The sequence below is a fragment of the Caloramator sp. genome, assembly GCF_020054765.1.
GTDB classification, from domain to species: Bacteria; Bacillota; Clostridia; order Clostridiales; family Caloramatoraceae; genus Thermobrachium; species Thermobrachium proteoclasticum.
This window is the reverse complement of the sequence record NZ_JAIHAO010000045.1, coordinates 1-14,882: the sequence shown is the minus strand read 5'-3', so window position 1 is coordinate 14,882 and position 14,882 is coordinate 1. Positions and strand designations below refer to the sequence as shown.

Here is a 14,882-nt window from a genome sequence, read left to right as displayed (position 1 = left end):
TCTCCCCAATCTAACTTATCTTTCTAAAATCACTCTCAAACAAGAAAGGACAGGCATTCTAATCGAATACCCGCCCCAACAATTGACAAAGAGCCTAAATCAAAACTGAAACTACATAAAAACTGACCAAGAATATATATTATTCTTGGTCAGTTAAGCCTATATAGCATATCATTCTGTAATTGAATTAATAAAATCAAATTACTTTGTTGGCTTCATTGTTGGGAATAGAATAACGTCCCTGATTGAATATGAATCAGTTAGGAACATTATTAATCTATCTATACCTATACCCAATCCCCCTGTTGGAGGCATACCTATTTCAAGTGCATTTATAAAATCATCATCCATCATATACGCTTCATCATCACCAAGTTCACGTTCTCTTAGTTGTTGTAAAAATCTTTCCTTTTGATCAATAGGATCGTTTAGCTCTGAATATGCATTTGCAATTTCTCTTCCAAACACATAAGCTTCAAATCTTTCAGTAAACGCTGGATCATTTGGTTTTTTCTTTGTAAGTGGTGAAACTTCAACAGGATAGTCTAATACAAATGTTGGTTGAATTAAATGCTTTTCTGCATATGTTTCAAATAAAGCAACTAATATATCTGCTTTATTACAATCCTTCAATTCCTTTTTAAGTTCATCTTCAACCTTCATCTTTTTTGCTATTTCTCTTGCTTCTTCGTCTGATTGGATTGAGTCAAAATCTACTCCAGCATACTTTCTAACAGCATCCTTCATAGTTATTCTATCCCAAGGAGCTTTAAAATCTATTTCTGTACCCTGGTATGTAACCTTAGTTGTTCCTAAAACTTCCTTGCATACAAACTCCACTAATTGTTCAGTTAGTTCCATCATATCATTATAATCTGCATATGCTTGATATAGTTCTATTGCAGTAAACTCTGGATTGTGTCTTACGTCTATTCCTTCATTTCTAAAGTTCTTTCCAATTTCGTATACTCTTTCAAATCCACCAACAATTAATCTCTTTAAATATAGTTCTGTAGCAATTCTTAAATACATATCTATATCTAAAGCATTGTGATGTGTTATGAAAGGTCTTGCTGCTGCACCACCTGCAATTGGTGATAAGATTGGAGTTTCAACTTCTATGTAATCTCTATCATCTAAGAACTTTCTTATTGCCTTTATTATTTGAGTTCTCTTTATAAATGTATCCCTAACATTTTCATTAACTATTAAATCAACATATCTTTGTCTATATCTTAAATCTGGGTCCTTTAGTCCGTGCCACTTCTCTGGAAGAGGTCTTAATGACTTGGTAAGTAGAGTAAAGTCCTTAACTAAAACTGATATTTCTCCTGTCTTAGTCTTAAATACCTCTCCTTCTACTCCAATTATGTCACCTAAATCAAGGCTCTTGAAGAACTTTAGCTTTTCTTCACCAACATTATCAATCTTTACATAAAGTTGAAGCTTTCCGTATCTATCGTGTATATCACTAAAACCAGCCTTACCGTGAATTCTCTTTGACATTAGACGTCCTGCTACTCTAACTGTCTTGTTTTCAAGCTCTTCATAATTATCCTTTATTTGTTTTGATGTATGGGTCCTATCATACTTAACTATCTCAAAGGGGTCTTGTCCTTTTTCTTTTAATTCTTCAAGCTTTTGTATTCTCTGTCTTATAAGCTCATTGTACTCATCTTCAAGTTGATTTAATTCAACCTGATTTAGTTCTTCATTTGCCATCTTTTATACCTCCATTTTTAATGTCTTTTAATTTCTAATATTTCATAAGTTATTGTACCATCTGGTACTTGAATTTCAACCTTATCTCCAACCTTTTTACCCATTAATCCCTTTCCTATTGGAGCTTCATTTGAAATCTTCATCTTCTTAAAATCAGCCTCTGCAGAACCTACTATTGTAAACTCCATTTCATCTCCATATTCTAAATCCCTAACTTTAACTATACAACCTATTGATACAATGTCAGTTTTTATGTCTTCTTCATCAATTACTTTTGCATTCTTTAGCATATTCTCAAGTGTTGCTATTCTTCCTTCTACAAATGCTTGTTCATTCTTTGCTTCATCATATTCTGAGTTTTCACTTAAGTCTCCATAGGAAATTGCTGTTTTTATCTTTTGTGCTACTTCTTTTCTTTTTACTGTTTTTAAGTATTCTAATTCCTCTTCTATTTTTTTAATTCCTTCATATGTAAGAATAACTTGTTTGTTTTCTGCCATATTATTACTCCCCTTTAACATTAAATTTATAATATTATATGCTAAATATTTAATAATAAAACACATTTTATAATTAATAACAAGCACCATAAGTAAACTTACAGTGCTTGTTATTAACCATTGAAGTTATTATAAAACACCTGATAGTTAGTGTCAATAATTATATTAACTATTATGGCCTAAATTCAAAATTTTCGTAATTTATTTTGCTACTTCTTGATTAACTTCATCTTGTTTTAAAATAAGAACCCTTGGTTTAAAACCTAATCTATCAAGCATTAAATTATAATCATCACTTGTTATTTCATTCTGAGGTTTATTTATCAATGTAACCAATACTGCCTCTAAAACGTTTGTACCAAAGGATCTTCCTTTGAACTCAGGTGTTGTAGTAATCAACATATATGCTCCTCTTTTTCTTAATTCTTCTACATCTTCCTTTGTAACAGTATTAGTTATAATAACCTTTTCACTTAAATCCTTAGGCATATATTTTTTAATAAATAGGAAGTCACCAGCTATTATCTCAGCTTCGTTAAAGTATTTTTCAAATTTTTCTACATTAACTTCCTGTTCTTTTCCTGTTGGGTACAATTTTTCAAATGGCATTCTACAAGCAATAGGAAGAATGATGTCTGCTGCCGCTTGAAAAACTCTATAGCTTCTTATAGGTATAGGTATATTAAGAGCAAAAATCACATCTCCAAAGGTTATATCTGCACCATATTTATGAAGTGCTTCTGCCATACCAAATCTATCAGCAGCACTAACCATAAGTACCTTCTTATCTTTTAGAGAAAAAATATTTTCATCTATGTATTTTATTACCCTTCTCTCTAAAGTATTTTTTAGGCCTGAACCATCAACAATTGGAGTTTTTTTAGCAGCCTCCATCATAGGTATTGCATCTTTAATTATATACCTTTTGCTCGCATTATATAAATATAAATCTATCCCCCCCATACCAAAGGCATCAACTTCACCATCTAATTCCCTTATAAGTTCTATAGCTTTTTCCTTGTCTCCATCAGTTCCTATTCTTTGAACTATAAATTTTTCACCAAGAAGCTCAACTTCAGCTGTATGATTTCTTGAAGATGCTCCCAAACTTACAGAAACAACTTTTTTCATAAATATCCCCCTACTCTATTATTGTTTTTATAATGTCTAAAACCTTTTTCGGCTCAACATATATATCATTTTTTAAGGGTGAATCACCAATTTCTATTGTATATACGTGACTATCTAATAACTTTGATAGGATTTTTGTTCTAACATTAGAACCAATAATAATACAATGTTTATATTTTCTAACATCTGATATTATCTTAAGTACACTTTCAAGAAGTTCTTTACCTCCCTGTTTTTTTATAAAATTCTGCCTTTCCTCTTCATTCATCAGAAGTATGTACTCAACATTAAAAGCTTTTAAAACCTCTGCAATTTCTTCTTTGTTTTTTATAGGGAAGCCAATAACGGCTATATCTCCTCCCTTACGGACCTCTCCTATGCTCTCAAGCCTTGATATAAAACTTCTATCAACATCAAGTATTTTTGCAACCTCCTGTTGAGAGTACCCTTTCCCCCTAAGTTCTATTATTTCTTCAATTTTTTTATTTATTCTTGAAACACTAATTGTTTTATCACCTATTCTTACAAAATCCATATCGTACCTCCTGGTGCACAATTTGTGCTCAATTACATTTTATACCTTTTGGCATTACATTTCAATATAAAAAAGGACTATAATTTATATAGTCCCCTTGTAACTCTCAAGAAGCTTAATAATCTCCTCTTTAGCTTCAATCCTATTAACCATATCCCTAATAACCGTTGCATTCTTTAGTCCCTTTAAATACCAAGCAATATGTTTTCTCATCTCTATTACACCGCGTTGTCCTTTAAACTTATACATCATCTCAAGATGTCTTATTGCAAGCTCAATCTTTTCTTGAGGATTTGGATCATCTAAAATTATACCCTCTTTAAGATAGGTAACAACCTTTCTAAATATCCACGGATTGCCTAATGCACCTCTTCCAATCATTATCGCATCACAGTTTGTATGCTCTAATAATCTTTTTGCATCTTGACAAGCCACTACATCTCCATTACCTATAACCGGTATACCAACACTTTCTTTAACTTTTTTTATTATATCCCAATCTGCCTTTCCCTCATACATTTGGCTTCTTGTTCTACCGTGTATAGCAATAGCACTAACTCCACAATCCTCAAGCATTTTAGCAAATTCCACTGCATTTACACTGTTTTCATCCCAACCTTTTCGTATTTTAACAGTGACGGGTTTTTTTGATTTTTCCACAACTTTTTTTACTATCCTCTTAGCAAGTTCTGGTTCCTTCATAAGGTACGAACCCTCTTTATTCTTCACTATCTTAGGTGCAGGACAGCCCATATTTATATCTATAAATGCTACTTCTTCTTTTTCACTAATTTTTTCTGCCATAAACCCCATTATATCAGGATCTGAACCAAATATCTGAACAACCGCTGGTGCTTCCCTACTATCAATGTCTAACATAAACTCTGTTCTTTGACTTCCATAGTATAAACCCTTTGAACTTACCATCTCTGTATAAACAAGTCCAGCACCAAATTCTTTGCATATAATTCTAAATGCCTTATCTGTTACTCCAGCCATTGGTGCTAAAAAAACATTATTTTCTGGAACAAAATTTCCTATGTTCATATAATCACCTGTTCTTTTCGTATATTATTCTCAATCCCTCTAATGTTAGATATCGGTTTATCTCATCAATTGTTTTACTTTCAGTTGCAATTAATTTTGCAAGTCCTCCTGTTGCAACTACATAAGGTGTTTCCTCCTTTAGCTCTCTCATCTCCTCCTTCATCTTCGTAACAATATTGTCTACAAGTCCAGCATATCCATATATAATACCTGACTGCATACTTTGTACAGTATTTTTACATATAACTGTCGGTGGCTTAATAAGTTCTATTCTTGGAAGTTTAGCTGCTCTTTCAAACAGTGCATCGCTTGCAATCTTTATTCCTGGTGTTATTGCACCACCATAATAATCTCCATTTTTACCAACAGCACAGAATGTTGTTGCAGTTCCAAAGTCAACTATTATTAAAGGTCTTTTATATATATCGTGAGCAGCAACAGCATTTACTATTCTATCTGCTCCAACTTCCTTTGGATTATCATACTTTATGTTTATACCTGTTTTTATTCCTGGTCCAACTACAAGTGGTTCTACTTTAAAGTATTTTCTTATCATATGTTCTAAAGAATACATAATATTTGGAACAACAGAAGAAACAACTACTGCGTCTATATCTTTATAGTCTAACCCAGCCTTTTCAAATAGATTTATCACAACAATCCCATATTCATCAGCAGTTCTTAGTGTAGTGGTTGCTATTCTCCAATCGATAACAAGCTTTTTGTCGTGATAAACACCTAAAACTATATTAGTATTACCTACATCAAAAACTAATAACATATTTACGCACTCCTTACTCATATTTAACACATCATTTACATTGTAGCAACTTATTTTATAAAATTCAACAAAAATAAGAGGTCCTTAGACCTCTTATCTTCCAAATAGAGTGAGAAGCACACCTGCTGCAACAGCTGTTCCTATAACTCCTGCAACATTAGGCCCCATAGCGTGCATTAGAAGGAAATTTGATGGATTCTCTTTTTGTCCAACAACCTGAGACACCCTTGCTGCCATAGGAACAGCTGAAACTCCAGCAGAACCTATAAGTGGATTTACCTTACCCTTTGTTACTTTATACATAAGCTTCCCAAGTAAAACTCCACCTGCTGTACTAAATGAGAAGGCTACAAGTCCTAATGCAGTAATTGCAATTGTTTCAAAGTTTAAAAAGCTCTTTGCATTTGCAGTAGCACCAACCGTAACACCTAAAAATATTGTAATTATGTTAATCATTGCATTTTGAGCCGTATCGGACAGTCTATTTACTACTCCACTTTCTCTAAATAGGTTACCAAGCATAAGCATTCCAATTAATGGTGCAACAGAAGGTAAAAGAAGGGATACTAATATAGTAACAATTATTGGGAATATAATTTTTTCAGCCTTTGAAACCCTTCTTAGCTGATCCATCTTTACCATTCTTTCCTCTTTAGTCGTAAGCAGCCTCATTATAGGTGGTTGAATTAGCGGAACAAGTGCCATATATGAATATGAAGCAACCGCAATAGCACCCAATCTATGAGGTGCAAGTTTAGAAGCTAAATAAATTGATGTAGGGCCATCTGCTCCTCCAATAATACCAATTGATGCCGCCTCCTGTGGAGTAAACCCTAATAAAAGTGCTACTAAAAAGGCCATAAATACGCCAAATTGAGCAGCCGCACCAAGTATTATGCTGGACGGATTTGCAATAAGCGGGCCAAAATCCGTCATAGCTCCAACACCTAAAAATATTAGTGGTGGATAAATTTCCATTTCAACCCCTTGATAAAGATACCAAAGAAGTCCACCCATATGTCCATCCTTTGGTGCATCCATTATTCCTGTTATAGGTAAGTTTGCCAATAGCATTCCAAAAGATATAGGAAGTAATAATAAAGGTTCAAATTGTTTAACTATTGCCAAATACATTAAAGCCAAAGAGACCAAAATCATTATAAACTGACCCCACGTCATATATAGAAAACCAGAGGTCTTAATTATATCCCTAAATGCATTTAATATCATCTCCAAGAACATATAGCTTCCCCCTACTATTTATATTTTGCAAGTATCTCTTCAGTAGATACACTATTTCCCTTGTTAACTAAAATTTCGGTTACAATTCCATCTTCTCCTGCCATTATTTCATTCTCCATCTTCATTGCCTCTAATATAAAAAGGACATCTCCCTTTTTAAACTTGTCTCCAACTTTTACTTTAATATCTAAAATTGTACCTGGCATTGGTGCCTTTACATCTTTATCGTGGGATGAAACAGCAGTCTCCTTTTTTGCTTCTATCACACTTGTTTGCTCATTTTTTGATACCTCTTCAACCTCAACCTCAAATTTCTTACCATTTATAGTTACTATATACTTTTTCATATAAATCCTCCCATCATCTATTTATTAATTTTATACTTTTAATTTTTACCTCATTTAAAGGTCTTTTTAATTCGTGTGCTATAACAGCCAAAATAGCTGCAGCCTCCTCATCATTAAGTTCTGCTTCTAAATTAAGTTCTCCACTTACGCTACCTGTTGTTTGTGTACAAATTAATTCTTCTTTTAAAACTGGTTTCTCACTCTTATTGTTTACCTCATCAGTTTTATGACTGTTTAAATTCATTTTTTCAACAAATAGTGAAATAATTTTAATCACATAACCAAGGAATATTAAAACTACAAAAACAATTAGTACTGCTGTAATTGTAGTATTGATTCCCAAAAGCAGCCTATCTCCTAAGTTCAACTCATTCCCCTCCCTTTTATATTTTTATTTTTTATTTTACCACATTTTTATTCAAATTTTAATATGTTTTGCAATAAAAATTTCATATTTTTTAAAATTTTAAATCATACTCTATGTTTAAGCGTAATTAAAAAAAGAAGAGTAAAAGTTACTCTTCTTTTTTTGCTTTACTATTTACTTTATTTAAAAACTTATTCATCTCTACGATGAATCTTTCGTGTGTCCCTTCCCCGATTTTTTCAACCTCATCAAAAGCCTCTACTTTAAATATAATCTTTTTACCATCTACAGCAACTATCTCAGCCTCTGCTCTAACCTTCATCCCAATAGGTGTTGCAGCAAGATGCTTTATATTTAAACTTATTCCAACAGTCGAATAACCTTCCTCTAAAAACTCATCTAAACATTCCTTTGCTGCACACTCCATTAGCCCTACCATAGCAGGAGTAGAATAAACATCCACCCCTCCACTTGCATAGTTTGTAGCAGAATCCTTAGATTCAGATATTCTTTCAACTATATGTTTCTTTCCAACCTTAATCTCCTTCATCTTTGCCACCCCTATGCTTCATTAAAGATTGTTTCAAACTCATCTGCCTCAAGCTTTTCTTTTTCAAGAAGTGCTTCAGCAACTTTATGAAGCTTATTCATATTTTCCTTTAATAAGTTTTCTGCTCTTTCGTATGCTTCGTGAATTATATTTTTAATTTCTTTATCTATTAAAGCTGCGACTTCTTCGCTGTAGTTTCTTGACTTTGCAAAGTCACGTCCTAAGAATACCTCTTCGTGCCCTGAGCCAAATTCAATAGGACCTAAAACATCGCTCATTCCATATTCTGTTACCATCTTTCTTGCTATGTTTGTTGCTCTTTCAATATCATTTTTTGCACCTGTGCTTATATCATTTAAAACAAGCTTTTCTGCAACTCTTCCACCAAGTAATCCTACAATCTCTTCAATTAGTTCTGTCTTTGAAGCATAATGTTTATCCTCTTCAGGAAGTGCAAGCGTATACCCTCCTGCTCTTCCTCTTGGTATTATACTTATTTGATGAACAGGTGCTGCATTTGGTAAAAGCTTCATAACTACAGCGTGACCTGCTTCGTGATAAGCCGTAAGTCTTCTTTCCTTTTCGCTCATTACTCTGCTCTTTTTTTCTGGTCCTGCGATAACTCTTGTTATAGCCTCTTCTAATTCTTCCATTCCAATTAACTTTTTATTTTTTCTAACTGTTAATAACGCCGCTTCATTCATCAAGTTCTCAAGGTCTGCACCAGAAAAACCTGGAGTTCTCTTTGCTATTATCTTTAAATCTACATTTTCATCAAGAGGTTTATTTCTTGCGTGAACCTTTAATATTTCTTCTCTACCCTTTACATCTGGAGCATTTACAACTATTTGTCTATCAAATCTACCAGGTCTAAGTAGTGCTGGGTCTAATATATCTGGTCTATTTGTTGCTGCAATTACAATTATTCCTTCATTTGTTCCAAACCCATCCATTTCAACAAGGAGTTGATTTAGAGTTTGTTCTCTTTCATCGTGTCCTCCACCAAGACCTGCACCTCTTTGTCTACCAACAGCATCAATTTCATCTATAAACACTATACAAGGAGCATTTTTCTTTGCAGTATCAAATAGGTCTCTTACTCTTGATGCACCAACACCAACAAACATTTCAACAAAGTCTGAACCACTTATACTAAAGAAAGGTACTCCAGCTTCACCTGCAACTGCCTTTGCAAGAAGTGTTTTACCTGTTCCTGGAGGCCCTACCAGTAACACACCCTTTGGAATTCTTGCACCGAGCTCTATATATTTTCTTGGCTGCTTTAAGAAATCAACCACTTCTTCAAGTTCCTGCTTTTCTTCATCAGCTCCAGCAACATCATTAAATGTTACCTTCTTTTTATCATTATTAACAAGCTTTGCTCGGCTTTTTCCAAAGTTCATTACTCCTTTGCCGCCGCCTCCCTGAGATTGTTGAATAAATATAAACCATACAACACCAAGCATAATAAGCATTAATATATTTGGTATTGCTGACACCCAAACTGGAAATTTAGTTGGCGGTATAAATTCCAAATCTATTTTTGTAGAATGAGTTTTATTATACTCATCAACCTTTTCTTGTAACTTTTCAGTTGAGTTTATATTAACCTTAAATTGTGTCTTATCTAAAAGTTCACCTGATGCTTCGCCTGTATCTACGTCAACTATAATCTTTTTAACCTTTCCTTCACTTATGGCAGTATCAAGTTTAGTATATGTGAACTGCTCCTTTTTTGTCGTTGGATTACCAAAATATGTTACTGCTACAAAAAAAGCTAATATAATAAGTATCCAAGCACTTGCACTTTTTAGAAATGAATTCTTCAACTTAAGCCCCCCTCTCAAATTAGCAACTTATATTTTTTAATTTTATCATAATATTATAATATATACAATTATTTGTTTGCATAGACTTCCTCCTTAACAACAGCAATATATGGTAAGTTCCTAAACCTTTCTGCATAATCAAGTCCATATCCTACAACAAACTCATCTGGTATTGTAAAGCCTATATAATCAGCCTTTATATCAACCTTTCTTCTCTCAGGTTTATCTAAGAGGCAACATATCTTTAATTCCTTAGGGTTTCTCTTTTTTAAGTATTCATATAGATATTTTAAAGTTGTTCCTGTGTCAATTATATCTTCAACTATTATTACATTTTTACCTTCTATATCAAAATCTAAGTCCTTTAAAATTCTAACTACACCTGAGGTTTGAGATGATAAACCATAACTTGATACTGCCATAAAATCCATTGTTACGTCATTTTTAATACATCTCATCAAATCAGCAACAAATACAACAGAACCCTTTAATACACCTATAAAGAAAAGTTCCTCATCCTTAAAATCCCTCATAATATCCTCTGCAAGTTCACAAACTCTTTTTTTAATTTCTTCTTCATTTATTAGTATCTTCTTTAAATCCTTATTCATTCTCTGCACCTCTTTCAAATCTTATTTCAAGAATCTTTTTGGTTTTGTCATCTATGCGATATAAATTATTCTCTCGCATACCTATTATCCAGACTATTTCTGACCCCTTTGCTATAAGTGGTATATTATTTCTCTTGTCCCTTGGAACCTTTTTATCTATAAAAAAGTCCTTTAATTTTTTCTTACCACCCACTCCACTTAAGATAATATAGTCTCCAGCTTTTCGGCTCCTTACAGTTATATCATTTCCTATTTTATCATAATCAAAATATTTTATAAATGTATTATGGTTAATATTATTTAAATTTTCTAATATATTTGTATAAATTTTTGCATTCAATTCAGGTATATAGGTAATCCCTGGTATTTTAATTTTGTATTCATATTCAATACTATCATCCTTTATAGTATCAATTAAAAAGTTTTGATATTCTATTTTACAAACAATACCGTGGGGCAATACAACATATTTCCCCGTTTCGCCCTTTAATATTAAATTTATGCAATCATCTATATGTCTTTGTTCTATTCCACTTATACTTCCATATACCATTTCAATCATTTTTCTTATTATTCTTCTTTTTATAGCTATATGCTGTTTATTAAAACTCTCGATACTAAAACGACTATTAATATAATTATTATTTAATATATCATCTACATAACTTTGTAAAAAATCCTCATCACTCTTAATTATTTGAGATAATCTGTTTAAATTTTCAACTATGTTGGGATTAAAATTGTCCTTTATATATGGTATAAGTTCTAATCTCACTTTATTCCTTGTGTATATACTTTCTTTATTAGTACTATCAATCTGAGGATTTAATCCATTATCTTGGCAGTATCTTTCTATTTCATCCCTTGTCAAACAAAGTATAGGTCTTATATATTTGCCATCCCTCTTATTTGGTATTCCAATAAGTCCTAAAGTTCCAGTTCCTCGTATTAAATTCATAATTATGGTCTCCGCATTATCATTCATATTATGAGCAAGAGCTATTTTATTTGCACCTACTTTATTAAGTACCTCATCAAAAAATTTATACCTTATGTATCGTCCTGCCTCCTCAGATGTCATCCTATATTCCTTTGCAACCTCTTCTACCTTAACCCTTGTACTAAAATGTTCTACATTTAATTTTTGTGATAGTTCCTTTGAATATTCCTCATCTCTTAAAGCTTCTTCTCCTCTTATCATATGATTTACGTGGGCTGAATAGACAGTTATATCTAACTCTTCCTTTAAAGAATATAAAATGTGTAGTAAACAAACAGAATCTGGACCTCCAGATAAACCAACTACTACTTTGTCATTAGGTTCAATCAACCTATTTTCTTTTATGTAAGATAAAACCTTCTCCTTCATATTTCACCACTTCCATCTATTCTAAAGATATATATATAATAACTTTAAATAATAAATTCAGCAAGAAGGCACATAAATTAAAAATATAAAGGCCGTGAACAATTATAAAATCTAAGTTCACGGCACCCATAAATTCATTTTCTAATTAACTAATCTTCCATATCTTTGACACAATTACAGTCATATCATCCTTTATATTATTCTCATAAAATTCTTTGGCCTTATTTAATAAATAATCTGCAACATCCTTCGGATTCCCACTATCAAACTCCTTAAGTGCCCTTATAACCCATTTTTCCTTTAACTCATCATTACAATCAACTACTCCATCACTTACCATAACAATCATATCACCACTTCTAAATTCAACTATGTGGCTTTCAATATCAATATCATCTAATATACCAACAGGAAGTGCAGAACTCTTTATAACTTCTACCTCTCTACCTGATTTTATAAAAGTTGGTGCTGCACCTATTTTAATAAATTCACCTATACCACTATACAAGTCAATAAGTCCCATATCAACAGTTGCAAAGCTTTCATCACAGGATCTTAAAACTAAAACTGAATTTATTGCCTTTATTGCTGTATTTCTTTCAAATCCTGCCTCCATTAGTTTTTCTAAAAGAGCAATAGTTGTATTACTTTCCATATTAGCTGCCCTTCCGCTTCCCATTCCATCACTTAATGCAAGCATATATCGCCCTTCTCCTATATTGCCAAAATAATACGAATCACCAGAAACCTTTTCCTTTGAGGCTTTAGCAACTGCTGTAACTAAACTAAAGCTTTCCGCCTCTATGAGCCTAAACTGACACATAGTTTTACTTTCATCTATTCCGCAACCCGAACCATCTACAACCATCTTCATACCAAGTGCCCTCGAAACTGCCTTTTCAAACTCTTTAACACACAAGTTTTTGCCTCTACAAGGTTTTCTATAGAAGGTTATCTCATATTTTTCTCTTCCATTTTTTAAAGCTACTATGTTATCAAATTCCAAACCAGCTTTATCAATCTCAACAGCTATTTCCTCCTCAACATCATTTCTAAAAACAATAGAATTTGAGGCTTCTTTAACCATTGACTCAATGATGCTTGATATACCTTTAATTTGTTCTGATAAAATCATACGAGAGTTTATTAATTTTTTTCTCCATCTATTATTTAACCTCATTATCTCTAAAAGATGAATAGACTGCTTCATTATTTCTGTTGGTCTTATACATTTTCTTCTCATACTCTCCGGCATTTCCATTACTGATAACATACCCTTCTTTTCTATGAGTCTTAACATCTCAACAATGGAATCATATGTATAGTATAATTCTTTACCCCAACAAATACTCTTACAATCACAATTGGCACATACTCTATCTGCAATTTTTTCAACAAGGCTATTTATCTCCTGCTTTTTTGATAGTTCATTTTCTATGTTCTCCTGCAAAATTGATGATATATCATATAATGTACTTGACATAGAAGACAGCCTAATCTCCATAAGTCCCTTTACCTTTTCTATATACGACTTTTGAAGTTCTATTATCTTTTTATCTCCATCTAAAGAAGAAGTAAGTTTTTTAAATTTTTTTGTTGGCATTATCATAAAAATTGATGCCGCAATCATAGCCTCTAAAAAAACATTATTCAAAGTTATGCTGCCTAAACTATAAAAGGAAAGCATAGCAGTTGCAATAACAAATGAAACTGAAACTATAAATTTATTGTAATCTTTAAAAACTCCAGCAATAAGTCCACTAAAACCAAATATTCCAAGGTTAACCGCCATAGATGGATCTGAAATTCCAGAGACAACACCCATTGTAACTCCTATAGCTGCTCCCATACTTGCCCCTTCACTATACCCAAAGCATATTACAACCAACATAGATATAATATTCTTTAAAGAAAAACCATTTATATTAATATCCCATAGCCCTGATACTACAAGTGATAGTGCAAGTATAAAACATATAATTTCTTCTTTTGAAAAGAGCTTCCTTGATTGTTTATTGAAATACAATGGAATACCATAACTAAAAATATATGCACTTGATACCATTATTAAAGATTCAAAAATAGATACTATTATATCATAGAGTAAAATATCTAAATTAACATAAAATCTAAACGCTATATTTATAACTATATTTATAATAAACGCCAATATAGCAAACTTATATATCTTCTTATTTTCTGATAAAAAAGGAATAAAAACCATAAGTGCCAAGACTGTTACTACGTGAGAATAAGATAAATAATTTTGAAAAGAGAGTACATAGCCTAAAGCAACAAATATAGACACTAAAAATGTTTCTAACTTATTTAAGATAGAATATGCTGCCACTAAAAATGCTACCCCAAAGGGCATAAGTGCCTTTAACATAACCACTCTACTTACTAACAGAGCACTTAAAAGCAATAGCAAATGCCTAAAAGAAAATAAATCAATACTTATTTTTTTATGAACTTTGTTATCAGCAACTCTCCTATAAGGTAGTATATCATCTCTATACATAAAAACCCCCCCAATTTCAAATTGTAGGGTTATTATACCAAATATATGCAGAAATGTTTGTCATTATTACAGATGTACTACAAAAAGTTTCCGACAGTTTACTTTAAAAAAACATAATGTGAAAAAACATTCGACTCTTTTATTCAACAGATTTTGATTTAAGAATGAAAGATATGTTGATTTATATTGTATTTGTCGACTTGTTCTTAATTCTTAACTTAAAACAAAAATGGTTCTATAATAAATGTTGGGGCGTAGCCTCAGCATATTTTTTTACAAAAAAAATATGCACCTGTTTTAGATGCCTGGTAAAATTAAATTAACTACAAA

Annotated in this window: 14 protein-coding genes; all 14 read right to left on the bottom strand. The window is 32.1% G+C overall.

Translation table 11 applies throughout. The features are described from left to right. Positions 1 to 201: 201 nt before the first annotated feature. Positions 202 to 1,722 (bottom strand): lysine--tRNA ligase, encoded by a 1,521-nt coding sequence (gene lysS, locus JG776_RS10845; protein WP_291967406.1) that lies wholly within the window; start codon positions 1,720 to 1,722, stop codon positions 202 to 204. Between the two features lie 17 nt (positions 1,723 to 1,739). Next, positions 1,740 to 2,222: a transcription elongation factor GreA gene (gene greA, locus JG776_RS10840; protein ID WP_291967403.1), complete on the bottom strand. Its 483-nt coding sequence runs from the start codon at positions 2,220 to 2,222 to the stop codon at positions 1,740 to 1,742. 201 nt (positions 2,223 to 2,423) lie between these two features. Next, entirely contained in the window at positions 2,424 to 3,353 is a 930-nt protein-coding gene (locus tag JG776_RS10835; protein ID WP_291967401.1) for a quinate 5-dehydrogenase, read from the bottom strand. Positions 3,354 to 3,363: 10 nt separating this feature from the next. Next, positions 3,364 to 3,888 carry a transcriptional regulator gene (locus JG776_RS10830; protein WP_291967399.1) on the bottom strand — a complete coding sequence of 175 codons (525 nt, stop codon included), beginning with the start codon at positions 3,886 to 3,888 and terminating at the stop codon, positions 3,364 to 3,366. An 84-nt stretch (positions 3,889 to 3,972) separates the two neighbouring features. After that, positions 3,973 to 4,935 carry a tRNA dihydrouridine synthase DusB gene (gene dusB, locus JG776_RS10825; protein ID WP_291967397.1) on the bottom strand — a complete coding sequence of 321 codons (963 nt, stop codon included), beginning with the start codon at positions 4,933 to 4,935 and terminating at the stop codon, positions 3,973 to 3,975. Between the two features lie 4 nt (positions 4,936 to 4,939). Continuing rightward, the gene (locus JG776_RS10820; protein ID WP_291967395.1) at positions 4,940 to 5,716 is read right to left on the bottom strand and encodes a type III pantothenate kinase; all 777 of its coding nucleotides are present in this window, start codon (positions 5,714 to 5,716) and stop codon (positions 4,940 to 4,942) included. A 93-nt stretch (positions 5,717 to 5,809) separates the two neighbouring features. Next, positions 5,810 to 6,958 carry a sodium ion-translocating decarboxylase subunit beta gene (locus tag JG776_RS10815; RefSeq protein WP_291967393.1) on the bottom strand — a complete coding sequence of 383 codons (1,149 nt, stop codon included), beginning with the start codon at positions 6,956 to 6,958 and terminating at the stop codon, positions 5,810 to 5,812. 14 nt (positions 6,959 to 6,972) lie between these two features. Continuing rightward, positions 6,973 to 7,305 carry a biotin/lipoyl-containing protein gene (locus JG776_RS10810; RefSeq protein WP_291967391.1) on the bottom strand — a complete coding sequence of 111 codons (333 nt, stop codon included), beginning with the start codon at positions 7,303 to 7,305 and terminating at the stop codon, positions 6,973 to 6,975. 13 nt (positions 7,306 to 7,318) lie between these two features. After that, positions 7,319 to 7,672 (bottom strand): OadG family protein, encoded by a 354-nt coding sequence (locus JG776_RS10805; RefSeq protein WP_291967389.1) that lies wholly within the window; start codon positions 7,670 to 7,672, stop codon positions 7,319 to 7,321. A gap of 148 nt (positions 7,673 to 7,820) precedes the next feature. Next, positions 7,821 to 8,222, bottom strand: coding sequence for a thioesterase family protein (locus JG776_RS10800; protein WP_291967387.1), 402 nt, complete (start codon positions 8,220 to 8,222; stop codon positions 7,821 to 7,823). Between the two features lie 11 nt (positions 8,223 to 8,233). Beyond that, on the bottom strand, positions 8,234 to 10,051 hold the full coding sequence (ftsH, locus tag JG776_RS10795) for an ATP-dependent zinc metalloprotease FtsH (protein WP_291967385.1): 1,818 nt from the start codon (positions 10,049 to 10,051) through the stop codon (positions 8,234 to 8,236). Positions 10,052 to 10,119: 68 nt separating this feature from the next. Beyond that, the gene (hpt, locus tag JG776_RS10790) at positions 10,120 to 10,662 is read right to left on the bottom strand and encodes a hypoxanthine phosphoribosyltransferase (protein WP_291967382.1); all 543 of its coding nucleotides are present in this window, start codon (positions 10,660 to 10,662) and stop codon (positions 10,120 to 10,122) included. Next, positions 10,655 to 12,031, bottom strand: a complete 1,377-nt coding sequence (tilS, locus tag JG776_RS10785; protein WP_291967381.1) for a tRNA lysidine(34) synthetase TilS — start codon at positions 12,029 to 12,031, stop codon at positions 10,655 to 10,657. The genes hpt and tilS overlap by 8 nt, the downstream gene beginning before the upstream one ends. A 145-nt stretch (positions 12,032 to 12,176) precedes the next feature. Further along, complete coding sequence (gene spoIIE / locus JG776_RS10780) at positions 12,177 to 14,552, bottom strand: stage II sporulation protein E (protein ID WP_291967379.1); 2,376 nt, start codon at positions 14,550 to 14,552, stop codon at positions 12,177 to 12,179. Positions 14,553 to 14,882: the final 330 nt, after the last annotated feature.

Excerpts from the sequence above, each read along its gene's own strand:
- lysS (WP_291967406.1), bottom strand. The coding sequence starts at position 1,722 with ATGGCAAATGAAGAACTAAATCAGGTTGAATTAAATCAACTTGAAGAT.
- greA (WP_291967403.1), bottom strand. The coding sequence starts at position 2,222 with ATGGCAGAAAACAAACAAGTTATTCTTACATATGAAGGAATTAAAAAA.
- JG776_RS10835 (WP_291967401.1), bottom strand. The coding sequence starts at position 3,353 with ATGAAAAAAGTTGTTTCTGTAAGTTTGGGAGCATCTTCAAGAAATCAT.
- JG776_RS10830 (WP_291967399.1), bottom strand. The coding sequence starts at position 3,888 with ATGGATTTTGTAAGAATAGGTGATAAAACAATTAGTGTTTCAAGAATA.
- dusB (WP_291967397.1), bottom strand. The coding sequence starts at position 4,935 with ATGAACATAGGAAATTTTGTTCCAGAAAATAATGTTTTTTTAGCACCA.
- JG776_RS10820 (WP_291967395.1), bottom strand. The coding sequence starts at position 5,716 with ATGTTATTAGTTTTTGATGTAGGTAATACTAATATAGTTTTAGGTGTT.
- JG776_RS10815 (WP_291967393.1), bottom strand. The coding sequence starts at position 6,958 with ATGTTCTTGGAGATGATATTAAATGCATTTAGGGATATAATTAAGACC.
- JG776_RS10810 (WP_291967391.1), bottom strand. The coding sequence starts at position 7,305 with ATGAAAAAGTATATAGTAACTATAAATGGTAAGAAATTTGAGGTTGAG.
- JG776_RS10800 (WP_291967387.1), bottom strand. The coding sequence starts at position 8,222 with ATGAAGGAGATTAAGGTTGGAAAGAAACATATAGTTGAAAGAATATCT.
- hpt (WP_291967382.1), bottom strand. The coding sequence starts at position 10,662 with ATGAATAAGGATTTAAAGAAGATACTAATAAATGAAGAAGAAATTAAA.
- tilS (WP_291967381.1), bottom strand. The coding sequence starts at position 12,031 with ATGAAGGAGAAGGTTTTATCTTACATAAAAGAAAATAGGTTGATTGAA.
- spoIIE (WP_291967379.1), bottom strand. The coding sequence starts at position 14,552 with ATGTATAGAGATGATATACTACCTTATAGGAGAGTTGCTGATAACAAA.